This is a genomic window from Enterococcus dispar ATCC 51266, assembly GCF_000406945.1.
Lineage (GTDB): Bacteria > Bacillota > Bacilli > Lactobacillales > Enterococcaceae > Enterococcus_C > Enterococcus_C dispar.
In genome coordinates, this window is sequence record NZ_KE136354.1 from 2,025,698 (window position 1) to 2,040,237 (window position 14,540).

At 37.5% G+C, this 14,540-nt stretch carries 13 protein-coding genes; all 13 read right to left on the bottom strand.

Going from position 1 to position 14,540, the window contains the following annotated elements; all coding sequences use genetic code 11:
• Positions 1-138 precede the first annotated feature (138 nt).
• Complete coding sequence (glmU, locus tag RK01_RS09625; RefSeq protein ID WP_016173087.1) at positions 139-1,512, bottom strand: bifunctional UDP-N-acetylglucosamine diphosphorylase/glucosamine-1-phosphate N-acetyltransferase GlmU; 1,374 nt, start codon at positions 1,510-1,512, stop codon at positions 139-141.
• Between the two features lie 344 nt (positions 1,513-1,856).
• Entirely contained in the window at positions 1,857-2,861 is a 1,005-nt protein-coding gene (locus tag RK01_RS09630; protein ID WP_016173088.1) for an SIS domain-containing protein, read from the bottom strand.
• A 23-nt stretch (positions 2,862-2,884) separates the two neighbouring features.
• Complete coding sequence (locus tag RK01_RS09635) at positions 2,885-3,934, bottom strand: SIS domain-containing protein (protein ID WP_016173089.1); 1,050 nt, start codon at positions 3,932-3,934, stop codon at positions 2,885-2,887.
• 12 nt (positions 3,935-3,946) lie between these two features.
• Positions 3,947-4,768, bottom strand: a complete 822-nt coding sequence (locus tag RK01_RS09640) for a PTS system mannose/fructose/sorbose family transporter subunit IID (protein WP_016173090.1) — start codon at positions 4,766-4,768, stop codon at positions 3,947-3,949.
• Positions 4,752-5,543 carry a PTS mannose/fructose/sorbose/N-acetylgalactosamine transporter subunit IIC gene (locus RK01_RS09645; RefSeq protein WP_016173091.1) on the bottom strand — a complete coding sequence of 264 codons (792 nt, stop codon included), beginning with the start codon at positions 5,541-5,543 and terminating at the stop codon, positions 4,752-4,754. Before RK01_RS09645 ends, RK01_RS09640 begins: the two co-directional genes overlap by 17 nt.
• Before the next feature lie 18 nt (positions 5,544-5,561).
• Positions 5,562-6,032 carry a PTS sugar transporter subunit IIB gene (locus RK01_RS09650; protein WP_016173092.1) on the bottom strand — a complete coding sequence of 157 codons (471 nt, stop codon included), beginning with the start codon at positions 6,030-6,032 and terminating at the stop codon, positions 5,562-5,564.
• Between the two features lie 18 nt (positions 6,033-6,050).
• Positions 6,051-6,470, bottom strand: coding sequence for a PTS sugar transporter subunit IIA (locus tag RK01_RS09655; RefSeq protein WP_016173093.1), 420 nt, complete (start codon positions 6,468-6,470; stop codon positions 6,051-6,053).
• Between the two features lie 74 nt (positions 6,471-6,544).
• Positions 6,545-9,313: a sigma-54-dependent transcriptional regulator gene (locus RK01_RS09660; RefSeq protein WP_016173094.1), complete on the bottom strand. Its 2,769-nt coding sequence runs from the start codon at positions 9,311-9,313 to the stop codon at positions 6,545-6,547.
• A gap of 147 nt (positions 9,314-9,460) precedes the next feature.
• Entirely contained in the window at positions 9,461-10,336 is an 876-nt protein-coding gene (locus RK01_RS09665; protein ID WP_016173095.1) for an alpha/beta fold hydrolase, read from the bottom strand.
• 269 nt (positions 10,337-10,605) lie between these two features.
• Positions 10,606-11,424 (bottom strand): pur operon repressor, encoded by an 819-nt coding sequence (purR, locus tag RK01_RS09670; protein WP_016173096.1) that lies wholly within the window; start codon positions 11,422-11,424, stop codon positions 10,606-10,608.
• A 255-nt stretch (positions 11,425-11,679) separates the two neighbouring features.
• Positions 11,680-12,519, bottom strand: coding sequence for a metal ABC transporter permease (locus tag RK01_RS09675; protein WP_016173097.1), 840 nt, complete (start codon positions 12,517-12,519; stop codon positions 11,680-11,682).
• Positions 12,520-12,592: 73 nt separating this feature from the next.
• Positions 12,593-13,273, bottom strand: coding sequence for a metal ABC transporter ATP-binding protein (locus tag RK01_RS09680; protein WP_016173098.1), 681 nt, complete (start codon positions 13,271-13,273; stop codon positions 12,593-12,595).
• Positions 13,274-13,325: 52 nt separating this feature from the next.
• Complete coding sequence (locus RK01_RS09685) at positions 13,326-14,270, bottom strand: metal ABC transporter substrate-binding protein (RefSeq protein WP_016173099.1); 945 nt, start codon at positions 14,268-14,270, stop codon at positions 13,326-13,328.
• Positions 14,271-14,540 lie beyond the last annotated feature (270 nt).

Below are 14,540 nucleotides of genomic sequence, written 5' to 3' on the forward strand. Positions count from 1 at the left end.
TGAGAAAATAACTTAGGAGAATCAAATTCCTGAAGTTAAAAATAAGGCACGATAAAAAATAACCGAACTATACCATTTTATGACAAATGGATAGCGTTCGGTTATTTTCTATAAAATTAGCAACTAGCAATTAAATTTTTATTGGTGATAAGGTAATTTTTTAGCATAATCTTCTTTGTTGACTTGACGTGCGCGTGCAATTCCCATCGCATCTTTTGGCACATCTTGGTTAATGGTTGAGCCGGCCGCAATGAAAGCTCCCTCTCCAACATTTATTGGCGCGACTAAATTAGAAGCCGACCCAATAAAGGCATTATCACCAACTGTGGTATGGTGTTTATTCTTGCCATCATAATTGACAAATACTACACCGCAACCGACGTTAATTTCTTTGCCTAACGTGGCATCCCCAACATAAGTTAAATGACCAACTTTTGTTCCTTCGCCAACTTCTGCATTTTTCACTTCCACAAAGTTACCGATGTGGGCGGTTGCTTTAATTTCCGCTTTTGGACGCAAATGGGCAAATGGTCCGATATCCACATTATTATGCACACGACTTTCTTCAATGCAAGAAGATTTCACAACCACCTGATCCCCAATGGTACTATCCACAATTTCAGAACCCGCAGTAATGAGACATTCACTTCCAATTACTGTTTGACCTTTTAAATAAACGCCAGGTTCAATTACGGTTTCAGCCCCAATTGTAATTCCTTCATCAATATAAGTAGCGTCTGGATTAATAAAACTCACGCCATTGACCATATGCTGATGATTGATGCGATTACGCATAATTCGATTCGCCTCCGCTAAAGCAACCCGATCATTTACACCTAGAGATTCATCGAAATCTTCAGTTTGATAAGCGGCGACAATTTTACCTTCTGATTTTAAAATTTCAATAATATCCGTTAAGTAGTACTCACCTTGTGCATTATCAGTATTTAATTTTCCTAATGCATCAAAAAGTAATTCATTATCAAAACAATATGTGCCTGTATTAATTTCTTTTACCCGTGCTTCTTCTAAAGAGGCATCTTTTTGTTCCACAATTTTTTCTACAATCCCGACATGGTCGCGGATAATGCGGCCGTATCCTGCTGGATTTGGCGCTTGTGCTGTTAGAATCGTGGCACTGGCATTTTTACCTTGGTGGTATTCAAATAAATTATTCAACGTTTCCGTCGTCAAAAGGGGCGTATCCCCACTAATCACTAGCGTTGTACCTTTTTTACCTTCTAAAAATTGGGCGGCTTGCATGACCGCATGCCCCGTACCAAGTTGTTGGGCTTGCAAGGCATATTCACTACGAGTACCTAATTGTTCTTTCACCATATCTGCTCCATGGCCCACAATGGTAATGATTTCTTGTGGATGTGTTTCTTCCACGCGATTCATAATATGTTCTACCATTGGTTTTCCACAAACTGGATGTAAAACTTTATATAATTTTGATTTCATGCGTGTGCCTTTACCGGCCGCTAAAATAATTCCGTAACGCGCTGTCATTTGGTCCCCTCATTTCAAGTTTTTCACTTCCGTTTTAGTTTATCCCAATCATCGTGTCATTTCAAGCAAATCAAGGAAAAGTCAGATAGACCAATTCCTAAAAAAATTGGCCACGCCTTTTATTTATTACATGATGTGATTCCTTTTTATTTACAGCCAATTTTTAAATTACATGAAAAATGCTGTTTGAAGTTACCAAAAAGTTTTCCCCATTGTCCACAAAAAGTACAAAAAGATTCTTATCACTAAAAAAGTTATCCACTGTGGAAAAGTAATTTTTAAAAACATGTACCGAAATTGTGCAAAAAACCTTCCCGTCACATGACGAGAAGGTCTTAATCATTTTAATAGTCAAATTGACGGTAGTAGCGCCGAATTTCCAATGGATGACAATTTAATTTTTCTACATGGGCATCAATCCGTTGGGTCACACAATGCATTAATAAGAATGATAATACACGTCCACGATATTTTTCACTGATTCCTTCCACAGCATAATCTTTTGAGTCAATGAAAGTATAGTTGCCACAAATACGCGGTAATAAGTTTTTCACGCGCTCTGCTAAGGGACGTTGTTCATCTTCTCCTAAGAAAAGTGTAACCGGTGTCGTTTCATCGACAATTTCTAATGTACCATGTAAAAATTCAGCAGCGTGGATTGATTTTGAACGCAACCAGCTTTGTTCTTCCCAATAACACATCGCATATGAGTAGACAGCGCCCCATTGATTCCCCGCCCCAATGAAATAATGCATCGCATCATGACGGTGTTTTTCTGCAAATTCCAAACCAAAAGCATCTGCTTGTTTTTCCGCTTCAACTAAACCTTTGGCTAAATGTCCTTCTAGTTCTTGATAATAATCTTCATAGTCGTCAAATTCACCATTATTTTTCATTAGACGGTCTGCCACCATAAAGAATTTGATTTGTTCTGTTCCCGGAGCTGGATAGGTAATAACATAATCACATTTTTCAGCTAAGGGGCTGTGTTCAGTGTCGATAAAGCCAATTAAAGTTGCCCCTACTGTTTTAATTTCATCCACTGCTTTGACCACTTCCTGGGTTGTGCCAGTGACAGAAGATAAAACGACAATTGAATCTTTGGTTAGGCGTTTATTGCCGGTTGTATAGTATTCTGCTGCATGTTGCACGTAAGCAGGCAAATTACTTTTACCATTGATATAAGTTACAGCCTGCATTGCAGATGCATAAGTTCCGCCAATTCCTAAATAGTAAATATTGTCAAAACCTTTTTCCCACACGCTGTCGATAATTTTTTCTACTTCTGGGCGTAAGTCTAATGCTCCTTGAATATCGTCAATTTGTTTTTGTTCGTTAAATTTTAACATTTTTCCACCTCTATCATTTACTTTTACACTTTACTTTTTAGTACTTGATCAAAATCATCAAAAATCCGCTGGCTTAAATCAATGCCTTTGGCAGTCGCAATTTTATATGCCAAAATTTGGAAAGGAATCACTAAGAGTAAAGATGAAATTAATTCGTCACACTCTATAGCCAAACCTAACTCTGTTTCATTTTTGGTATTGGCAGTTGTTACCGTAATCGTTGTTCCTACGTAAGGATTCATATAGTTTTTTAAACTTTGGGAGCGCGCTTCATTCACACTTTTTGTTTCAATAAAGAATAAAATATGCTCGCTATCTGCTTCTAAATAAGGGCCGTGCATGTAGGCTTCTAGTTCAAAACCTTGCGAAGGTTTGCGAACCGTTTCAGTAAATTTTGTTTCAAATTCCTTTGCAGTTCCCCAGTTTGGACCATAGCCAATGGCGATAAACCGTGTGCCTAGTTTAAAAATCGCTTCGTGAACCGTAAAGAAATTGTTCGTTTTTTCAATTGTATCAGGAATGGCTGCGATCACTTTTTTAAGTTCACGTTGATAATAATCCAACTGTCTTTGACTTAAAGTTTGTTTATTGTAACCAATCGTTAAGCCTAGTAAAAACAGTTGAAGCACACTCGACACATAGCCCTTTGTTACAAAACCGACTTTTTCAATTCCCATTTCAAGATCAATTACTTCATCTACTACTGTAGCAATGGGACTAGAAACATCACTGGTTAAGGCTAAAGTAAATAATCCTTCTTTTTTTAATTTGGCAATAGCGTCAATCGTAGACGCACTCTTGCCACTTTGAGAAACTGCCAAAACAGCATCCACGCTATTTGAAATGCGACCATAATGATTAAAGTTATACGGTTCTTCAATCGTGATCGCGATATCGGCAAATTTTTCTAAAGTAACTTTAGCTGCTAAGCAGGCATTGTAAGATGAACCGGTGGCTAAGATTAACAGATTGTTGATTTTTTCATAGCCTGAAACTTTTTTTAAGGAAAAATCCGCTAAAATATTTTGCAGTGTCGCTTCTTCTTCGTTGATGTAATCCAACATCGTTTCCATCCATTACACCTCCTAGAAAATGCCTACTAATGAACCTAAGATTCCTACCACAGCTAAGCCTAAAAGAATCGTTAATGGCTTCACTTCTTTTTTCAATAGATAGAAAACTGCGCCAAAAACACCAAGACATAAAATTTTCGGCACAATATCATCAAAAATACTTTGGACGGTGACGGCATTTTCTCCTGAACCAATTTTCATTGGTAAGTTGATATCAATCATAGTTGCAGTCATGCCTCCGACCACCATCAATCCAATAATCGACGCACCTAAAGTTAAACTTTCCATCATCCCGTTTTCTTGAATTTTCTTTAAAAAGCCCGTCCCTAATTTATACCCCCAGCTGGTTGCCAAGTAGCGGAATAAAATATGCGGAATATTGAAAATCAACAAGAATAAAATCGGACCTAAAATATTTCCTTGTAATGCCAGAGAAGTTCCTACACCTGTGGCAATCAGACGTAATGTGCCCCAGAAAAATGAATCCCCAATCCCCGCCAATGGACCCATCAATGATGTTTTAATACTGTCAATGGCAGAAGTATCAAAATCAGGATCATTAACATTTTCTTCTTCCATCGCCGCATTAATCCCCAAAATTAAGGTCACAATATGTGGCGTCGTATTGAAAAATTCTAAATGACGTTTCAGCGCATCGGCCATTTGTTCTTTGGTTTGATACAATTTTTTCAAAATTGGGATCATCGCATAGGCATATGCCATATTCATCTGACGCTCATAGTTCCAAGAAAACTCCATTTGAAACGAGCGCCAAAATACTTTGCTTAAATCCTTTTTAGTGATTTTTAAATCCGTATTAGAAGTCTTCGTCATCATCAACTACCTCCCCTGTAGTGGCTTGAACTTGTGGAGCCTGGTTGCTACGTACATTCATAATGTTGACTACGACAACTGCGACAATCGCACCAAAAATGGCAATCCCAGTAACAGGAATTTCTAAATAAGCTGCTAATGCAAATCCTAAGAAGAAGTATGGTGCCACCTTTTTATTAATTAATAAACGAGCCAACATCGCAAAACCTAAAGCTGGAATTAAACCAGTTGCCACCGATAACCCGTGTTGTACGAACTCTGGAATCATCGCTAGCAAATTCCCAATCGTTTTACTTCCCACCATAAAGGAAATCATCACGATTAACCCAAGCATTAAAGATAAACCAAAGCCTGCACATAAATGCATCCGCTCAACGCCTTTATAATTTCCTTCAGCTGCATAATCGTCGGCTTTGTGGTTCATAATCGGGATTAAAAGTCCCAAATAAATATTTTTCAAAATCAAAGTTAATGTTGCAATCGGTAACCCAAGTAATAACGCTGTCTCGGTGCCCGCTCCTGCGGTAATCGCAAAAGCCGTTCCCAAGATACCACCGGTCACCACATCAGGTGGAATAGAAGCACCCACGGAAAATGAACCAATAAATGCTAGTTCAAGAGTTGCACCCATAATAATGCCGGTCTTTATATCCCCTAGAACGATCCCGGTAAATAAACCCGTCACAATTGGTCGGGACAAAAGTGAAGTCCCTAATGCATATTCTGATTGTGCAATAAAAGCGACAATGCCTAATAAAATTGCTTGGACAATCATTTTTTCACTACCTTTCTTTTACAAAACTTCTGTAACGTTCACCTTTTTATCATTTGGTACTTGACGAATTTCGACTTCCACACCTTGATCAACTAATTTTTTCAAAAGTTCTTCTTCTTCAGGTAATACATTCACTGCTTTACCAATGCTGCGGGTACCTTCTTTGACTTTTGTCCCCCCAAGATTGATTTTTTTAATCTCAGGATAAGCTTCGGCTAATTTGTAGGCATCGCCAACAGATTCAACTACAATGAATAGTTTGTATTTATCTGTCACACCACTTTGTAAAGCGGCAATAGAATCAGCAATATTTTTAATTACCAATTTAACACCTTGTGGCTTGGCTAATTTAATCGTTGTTTTACGAACTTCGTTATTTGGCACATCATCATTGGCGATTAAAATGCAATCTGCTCCTAAACTTTGTGTCCAAGAAAATGCAACTTGGCCGTGCAATAACCGGTGGTCAACGCGGGTTAAAATAATCATTTTTCTTCTCTCCTCTTTTTAAAAATCTTCTTCTGCTACAGTTGTTTGATACGTTAAATTACAAAACTGAATGGCTTCTTTTGAGCTGTCTAAAACGCTCGTAATCGTTGTTTTTAATTCCGGTACAAATGCAAATTGCGTTGCAAATTCAATTAGAAATGGTAAATTCATCCCGGCTACTAAGTAAAAATGCTCACGATTAATGTAGCGTAAAAATTCGTTATTGACGCTGCCGCCAAATAAGTCTGTCACGACGACGACTTCTGTCCCTTCATTTTGGTGCATCAGTTCATCGACAGCTTTAGTCAAATCGAAGTCTTCTGTTATGTAACAATCCAAAGTCGTTATATTGTCATTCTTGCCACAGATTAATTCCAATGAGCTTAAAATGCCCGAAGCAAATTTTCCGTGGGAAGCTAAAATCATTTTTCTTTCCATTTCCCTCACCTCATTTCCTACACCAAAATAAAAGCAAGTTGCGTGCCAACTTTAGTGGCAGCAACTTGCTTTTATTAAAAATCTTCATCAATTGGCATATTGTCAGTGTTTTGATAGACAATATCATAAATATATGCAATTTCGGAATCAGGAATCTTGACACTGTAATCGTTTTCTATGACACTAAACGCATTTTTGATGGCAACTAAAGCTGTTTTTTGACACTGGTATAACAATTCATAACCAGCATAGGTATCAATTGGAATATTGCGAATAAGGCGCTCAATTAAACAACTGACGTGAACGTACAGCGCCAACTTTTTGGCATTGCTGATAACAAGTCCGCTATTGGCTTCTAGCTCCCGCATAAAGATTTCAATTTCTCCCATTACTTTTTCAGTATCTAAAATCGTCACGGAATCAATGACTTTTTCTAAAGAAAAATTGCGGATAACATTGGTGTTAAACGTCGCATTTTCTAGAGGGGACAAACAAGTACTTAACCATTCGGATAATAACTGATTTTCATCACCAGAAATTAACTCTTCTAAAGATAAATAAGGAATATCTGCAATCTCTGGGTCAGAAGTTCCGATAATGCCTAAAACATCATACATGGAAAAAATTGTTTCATTTTTCTTTTGTTCTTTTAATACGTCATATTCGTAAGGAAAAATTTTCAGTTCTACTGTGGCAGGTAAACTTTTTTCTAACAGCTGACTGATATGCGTCGCTGTCCCAATTCCTGTTAAACAAGTGGTTATTAAGGCCTTCATTTTATTTTCCGCCGGATAAATTATTTCCCAATCCAACGGTGCTTGTTGCGCAGCTGTCTCAATCATTTCCGCTAATGGTAATGCTTTTTGTAAATTTTCTCCCATCGCAATGGCTAAAGGCGTCGTGACATTATTCATAATAACCACAGGCGCAGTAATTTGTTTTGGGAAAAACTGATAAATTTCTTTTAATGACCCCATATCTACTAAAATGACTAAACCATTGGAAACATCATGGTTCTCACTGTAATCCAAAATTTCTTCAGCAATTTGCTGCGGGGTGACATCTAGTGGCATATCAAAAGAAGCGAAGATATCTTTTGCTAAAAAACGATTCGCAACGTTTGCAATACTACTGGCCGTGGCATAACCATGAGCAACAATAATACCTCTGGGGATACCCAATTCTTTTTGCCAATCTGCCCGATTTAAATAAATCGTCAGCAAAATGCAGTCCATCTCCGAAATTTCCAAATCCAATTTTGGTTGGCACAATTCCAAAAGACGTTTGACATATTGATAGCTCGCTGCGTATTTGGTTGCTACTTGCTGTTCTAACTCTTTAATTAACCCTAAAATTGCCACATCTTCTGGATACCACTTGCCCGCTCCTCGTTGGAATAAATAGTAACTAATCGCATAAACCGCATTGCCGTTAAATTTGATTTGATAGGCACTTTCCATTTGTTTAAAAGTATCCCTGATATATTGGGTTAAATAAATCAGCATCTCTTGTTTTTGCTGGCGATCAGTTTCAAAAAGTAAAAAATCAAATAGTGTTTCAACTTCTTGTTTTAATTGCTCTTCACAAGCTGTCAGCTGTTGCTGTTTAGAAAACTCGGTGATAATCCGGTCAAAAGTCGCAATCACCCGTTGTTGTTGAGGATGATTTTTTTCTAAAAGTTGGGTAATCGTCGTATTTTCCGTGATTACTGTATCTTTTTGGAGCACGGTTTGAAGATTTTCTGTTGCCGGTAATAGTAATTTTTCCGGTAACTGATAAATTGTAACTTTAATCTCTGCGGCTTGCTTTTGTTCGGCAAAAGCTTTCGCTACGGTGACCTTGACCGTATTTTTCAACTCTCCAATATTGCCTTTAAAGCTGCTACTGGTAAGCAGAGTTAAGACTTGACCACTAACTTTTAGTGGTCGTTTAATTTTTCGTACTTCACTTAATAAAAATGAATAAACCAGTTCCAAGCGCTCATTGCGACTGCGGGCATTAATCGGTGGAAGTGTCACTTGAATGGGAATCCGGCGCATAAAAGTCGTTAAAAAACTACTTTCCAAATCTTCTGTCGTGGCAAAAAACAAGCGCGTTTTCACTTTGATTGGTTGATTGGTGGCCCCCATGGGATAAATGATGCCCTGATCCAGATAAGTAAAGAGCTTTTCTTGTCCTTCTGCATTCAAGCGATGTACTTCATCTAAAAATAAAATTCCCCCATCTGCGGCTTCAAAAGCACCAACTTTGTCACTGTCAGCACCAGTGTAAGCACCTTTGACATGTCCAAACAGATTACTTGTTAAAAGTTCTGGATTATTAGCGTATTGGGCGCAATTTAGCGTGATTAAAGGCGCATCTTCTTTAATTAATTCATTTTCCAGACAATATTTATGAATCAGACGGACTAAAAAACTTTTGCCCGTGCCGCTTTCACCGGTGATTAAAGTCGGTAAGCCGTTATCTGGATAATAAAGAGCGGTTTTAATTTGTTCAACGGCACGAGTTAAACTTTTATCATGGCCAATTAAAAGCGAAAATAAGTCTTTTTGCTGCTCAAATAAAGGTTGCTCCTTTAAAATTTCTTCACTGCTTTGATAAAAATTGTCCCGCAAGAAGAAAAATTCCTTTTCAAAAGCTTCCTTATGAAAATAATAAACCGGTCGCGAATTAATTTTCACTAAAATTCCCGCTTCATTTAATTGGTTTAAATAGTGGCTAATGGTATTACGCTTCACCTCAAAAATTTCGGCTAGTTTTTGGGCGGTAAAAACTTCACTTAAATGGTGAAGATCAATAAAAGCTGTCTGATTTTCCAAATATGTTACCAATTCTTCTTTCATTATTATCCCCACTTATTTTCTTTACTGTTGTTTTAAACGTTTTCAGTTTTAGCCACAATGTACCACAAAAAAAGACAGAAACTTAACTAGTTTCCCCCTTTTTTTAGTGAATATTAATAAAACAATATATAATGTTATGCAACTTCTCTATTCATTAAAAAATTGCAATAGTAGGTCATACACATCTTCTTTTTGGTACTCGTTTAATACTTCATGTTTCATGCCGGGCATTTCTACACTCCTAACATTTTGGTAGCCAATTTTATTTAGCGTTGCTATTGTATCAGCCAAGCCTTTTTTACCACCCGTAATTTTGACATCTTCTGCGCCTACCACACTTAATATTGGTAATTGTGGATTGTGACATTGAAAAGCGGCGTAGTTTTTTAACTGATAGTCCCCTTCCCAAATTGTCAGCAGGCTACGCACTGGATAAATCGGTACCATTTTTTCATCTTGTTGACATTGTAAATTATTCACCGGATTATTACTTAGCCAATCATGTTCTACTCCCATGTTGCCAGAAAGCCAATTTAATAATTTATTTTGCTTATCTTTTTCATTAAAGCGTAAAAATAGTTTACCAGCTGCAATGCCTAAAGGAACAACAGGAACATAATTTGCTGTTCCAGTTAATGCAACTTTAGCGATACGGTCGTCATTTTTTTGTAAATAATTACGCGCAATGATCGAGCCAAAAGAATGACCAAATAAATAAAGCGGTAATGTTGGGTATTTGGTTTGGATAAAGTCGCTAATAATTGCTTGGTCTTTAATTAGTTGGGAAAAACTTGCCATAATGCCAAAAGGATCTGCCTTAGAAGTCGATTCACCGTGCCCTCGATTATCAGATAAAACCACCACAAAGTTATGAGCGCTTAAAAATTCGGCAAAAGGCAAGTAGCGTTCCTTATATTCCAACGCACCGTGAATGATTTGAATAATCGCTTTTGGTTTTGCAGCCGTCAAAACAACTAAGTCCAACTTCGTTCTGTTATCGGTATTAATTTTATAGTACTCCATCTAAAAGCCAACTTTCTGTAGGTTAGTTATTTAAACTATACAAATAAAGTCTTCTTTTGCCAAGCCGACAATAAGAAAAGCTAAATATAGCGGGTAACTCTTTAGCATTAAGGCGGAATGATATGAAATTGTTTTTTAAATTTCTTATCATTTCGACTTAATGTCGCTAAGAGTTCGCATGAAGCTAGATTATAAAAAAAGCTGGCAGACCCGCTTCTGTCAGAAAGCAAAAAGAGGCTGTGATAAGTATTTTGTCACAGCCTCTTAGCTTAGGCAGTAAAATAATTTCCTGGTACAACTGAAATCGTTTTGGTTTTTGTATCAACATCTTCGACATAAAGCAAAGAGGTGTAGTCTTTAATTGCTTTGATGCCTTTAAATTTCGTTTCTGCAAATACAGTGACGCCGACGAGTTCACATTCAAATTCTTCAATCAGACTCTTCATCCCGTTGACGGTTCCGCCGCCTTTCATGAAATCATCCACTACTAACACGCGAGAGCCGCGTTTTAAGCTACGTTTTGATAATTCCATTTTTTCAATTCGTTCTGAAGATCCGGATACATAATTCACGCTAACTGTTGAGCCTTCTGTAATTTTAGAATCCCGCCGGACAATAACAAATGGCACGTTTAAATAAGAAGAAACAGCTTGGGCAATCGGTACTCCTTTTGTCGCTACGGTCATTACAGCATCAATTTTTTGGCCCAAATATTTCGAAGCAATAATGCGTCCTACTTGGCGTAATAATTCTGGTTCGCCCAGTAAGTCAGATAAATATACATAGCCCCCTGGCAATAAACGATCTTGTTCAGACAACCGTTCCGCCAAATCAGTAATATATTTTTTGGCATCTTCATAAGGAATTTCTGGGACAAATAAAACGCCGCCGGCAGCCCCTGGAATGGTATCTAAAATTCCAGTTCCCCGCTCTTTAAATGTTTTTTTAACAATAGCTAGATCCTCACTGATGGAAGATTTAGCTGATTCGTAACGTTTCGCAAAAAAAGTTAAAGGAATCAACTCGTGAGGATGTTCCAATAAATAATGCGTCATATCGATTAATCGTTCACTACGACGTACTTTCACACTGTTCACTCTCCTGATAAATTTCTCGCCTTATTATAAGGGCTTATTCTAAAAAAAGCGAGCATTAACTGAAAAAAAGACAAAATAGTTCGTAAAACGTGAACGCTTTCTTGTCGAAATTCCAAAATAGTGCGGTAAATATCTTGCAATTCAAAATAATTTTAGCTAATGACGTAAACAAGTTTTTTAAGTACAAAAAAGAACCAGAAAATCGTAACGATTTTCTGGTTCTTCTTATAAAATGACATAAATTTGCTATTGCGAAACTTTCTTATTTTTTGAACGTTGTACTGCAACAAAAAGACGTTTAACTATATTCACAACTAAAAATAAAGCAATAAAGACTAGCGTAATTGTAGCGCCGGGAGGAGTATCTAAATAAAAGGAACTCGTTAGACCACTTAGCATACCAAATAACCCCACAAAAGTTGCAATCCAAATCACCACATCAAAACTTTTGCCCAAACGCATGGAAATCGCTGCTGGTAAAACCATAATCGCTGAAATCAGTAAGGCCCCAGCAATTGGAATCATCACGGCAATAGCAATCCCAGTTAAAACATTAAACGCCATTGACATTAAATGAACCGGCAAACCATCCACATGAGCGGTGTCCTCATCAAACGTTAGCACATACATCGGGCGTTTAAATAAAGCAAACAATACTCTAACCACAATAAATAAAATGCCCAAGAAAATCACTTGGCCCGAAGTAATCGTCACAATCGATCCAAAGAGATACGACTGGATGCTGGTAGCAGAATTTCCGCCAGATAAGTTCATCAAAACTAATGCCAGTGCAAGTCCCCCTGCCATTAAAATGGCAATCGAAATTTCAGAATACGTGCGATACATCGACCGTAAGTACTCCAATAAAATCGCCGCTACTACCACGACTAACATCGTCGTTAAGTTGGGATTCAAATTTAAGAAAAAACCTAACGCCACACCAGCTAAGGATACATGAGAAAGTGTATCCGCCATTAACGATTGGCGACGTATCACTAGAAAAACGCCCAGCATTGGCGCAATTCCCGCGATAAAAATGGCCGCTAAAACTGCCCGTTGCATAAATTCATAATTTAGTAAGCTCAAAATAAAATCTCCTTTTTTTGTGACTAGACCAACTATTTTGTCCCATTTTGCCAGCTGAAAAACGATACCTTCCCTAGCGATCAATATGGAAACAACGCCACGGAGAATCTTCTTTGCGCACCAAGCGAATTTGACGGTCCGCATATTGTTTAATATCTTCGTGATCATGAGTAATCATTAAAATAGCCTTACCATGTTGATGGGCACTATGTCGTAACAAGCGATAAAACTCATTGCGAGACTGTTCGTCCATCCCGGTTGTCGGTTCATCTAAAATAAATAAATCCGGGTCTGTCGCAAAAATACGGGCTAAACTAATACGCTGCTTTTGCCCCCCAGACAACTCCCCAATTTTTTTATGCCGCATTTCCCACATTCCTACAGCTTCTAACGCTTTTTGAACATGTTCATGGTCTTTTTTTGATAATCTTTTAAACCACCGTCCCCGCGGATAGCGTCCGGAACGGACTAATTCTTCGACGGTACTGGGAAAGCCGGCATTAAAAGATGCCACCTGCTGCGGGATATAACCAATGCTGATCTTTTCACCAGCAGCACTTTCTTTGGCCAAAACAACATCACCTTTACTGGGTTTTAAAAGCCCAAGTGTTGCTTTAATTAAAGTGGATTTGGCCGCTCCGTTTTCTCCAGTTAAAATGACAAACTCGCCATCATCGACATGATAGGAAATATCTTCTAAGACTGGTTCGTCATCATAATAAAAAGTTAAATCTTTAACATCAATATAGCGCAAAGCTTGCGCCTCCTCTTCTTTTGAAGTTGTCTGCTAAAAGTTTACCATAGGTCTAATGAATACTTTCTTGCAAAGCTTTCAAATTTTGTTGCATCACAGAAATATAGGTTTCTCCTTCATCCATTTGTTTTTGTGTCAAACTTTCTAATGGATTTAAAACAGACATTTTCACACCAGTTTCTTTGGCTAAAGTTTCGGCTACTTTTGAGTTGGCATTTTCTTCAAAATAGATAACTTTTGTATCGTGTTCTTCCACAAAATGTTTTAACTCAGCTAAGCGACTAGCAGAAGGTTCCTGATCAGGTGAAATCCCTGAAATAGATTCTTGCGTTAAGCCATATTGATGCGCCAAGTAACCAAAAGCAGCATGTTGGACAACAAATGTTTTATTTTTTGCATTGGCAAAAGCAGCTTGATATTCTTTATCTAAAGCTGTCAATTTGGTAATATAATTCGCTGCGTTTTTTTCAAACTGCGCTTTTTTAGCCGGATATTTTTTACTTAATTGCTTTTGAATTTCAGTGACTTCTTTGATTGCCATAACTGGATCCGTCCAAACGTGTGGATCTAGGTCATGACTATGATCATGTTCGTCACTTTCTTCATCATGGCCTGCTGCCGTTGCTTCAAGTAAATCAATCTCACTGGCTGCTTCAATTATTACAGTTTTTTTTGCATCAATGTTATCTTCAATTTTATCTACCCAAGTCTCCAACTCTTCACTATTGTAAACAAACGCGTCTGCATCCGAAATTTTGGCAATATCTTTGGCACTGGGTTCATAATCATGGGGTTCAGTCCCAGCCGGAATTAAAAGTGTGACGTCGCCTTCTGCACCAACTACTTCTTTGGTAAATTCATACATAGGATAAAAAGTTGCGATTGCTTTAATTTTTCCGCTATTTGATTCTGTCTGATTATTTGAATTGCCATTGGCACAAGCTCCCAAAAAAGCCATGCTTACCATCATACCTAGGCCGATTAAATATTTTTTCATCTTGGTCCTCCTCAATTAAATCGTAACTTTACGATTTGTCACGAGAATTAATTTAACAGACAAAAAATAACCCGTCAAGATAAAACGTATAAGTTCCGATTTAACTACCAAATAGCGATGTAAACCGTAATAAAGGACTTTTTATTCATATGAACAATGACAAATATATATATTTTTAGGAATTAAATAATTTTTATTTCTATTAATATAAAGATGCAAAAGTTCACCAACTCATTTCCCTCACAAATGATAAATTATAATCTTGAAAAG

Excerpts from the sequence above, each read along its gene's own strand:
- glmU (WP_016173087.1), bottom strand. The coding sequence starts at position 1,512 with ATGACAGCGCGTTACGGAATTATTTTAGCGGCCGGTAAAGGCACACGC.
- RK01_RS09630 (WP_016173088.1), bottom strand. The coding sequence starts at position 2,861 with ATGTTAAAATTTAACGAACAAAAACAAATTGACGATATTCAAGGAGCA.
- RK01_RS09635 (WP_016173089.1), bottom strand. The coding sequence starts at position 3,934 with ATGGAAACGATGTTGGATTACATCAACGAAGAAGAAGCGACACTGCAA.
- RK01_RS09640 (WP_016173090.1), bottom strand. The coding sequence starts at position 4,768 with ATGACGAAGACTTCTAATACGGATTTAAAAATCACTAAAAAGGATTTA.
- RK01_RS09645 (WP_016173091.1), bottom strand. The coding sequence starts at position 5,543 with ATGATTGTCCAAGCAATTTTATTAGGCATTGTCGCTTTTATTGCACAA.
- RK01_RS09650 (WP_016173092.1), bottom strand. The coding sequence starts at position 6,032 with ATGATTATTTTAACCCGCGTTGACCACCGGTTATTGCACGGCCAAGTT.
- RK01_RS09655 (WP_016173093.1), bottom strand. The coding sequence starts at position 6,470 with ATGGAAAGAAAAATGATTTTAGCTTCCCACGGAAAATTTGCTTCGGGC.
- RK01_RS09660 (WP_016173094.1), bottom strand. The coding sequence starts at position 9,313 with ATGAAAGAAGAATTGGTAACATATTTGGAAAATCAGACAGCTTTTATT.
- RK01_RS09665 (WP_016173095.1), bottom strand. The coding sequence starts at position 10,336 with ATGGAGTACTATAAAATTAATACCGATAACAGAACGAAGTTGGACTTA.
- RK01_RS09685 (WP_016173099.1), bottom strand. The coding sequence starts at position 14,270 with ATGAAAAAATATTTAATCGGCCTAGGTATGATGGTAAGCATGGCTTTT.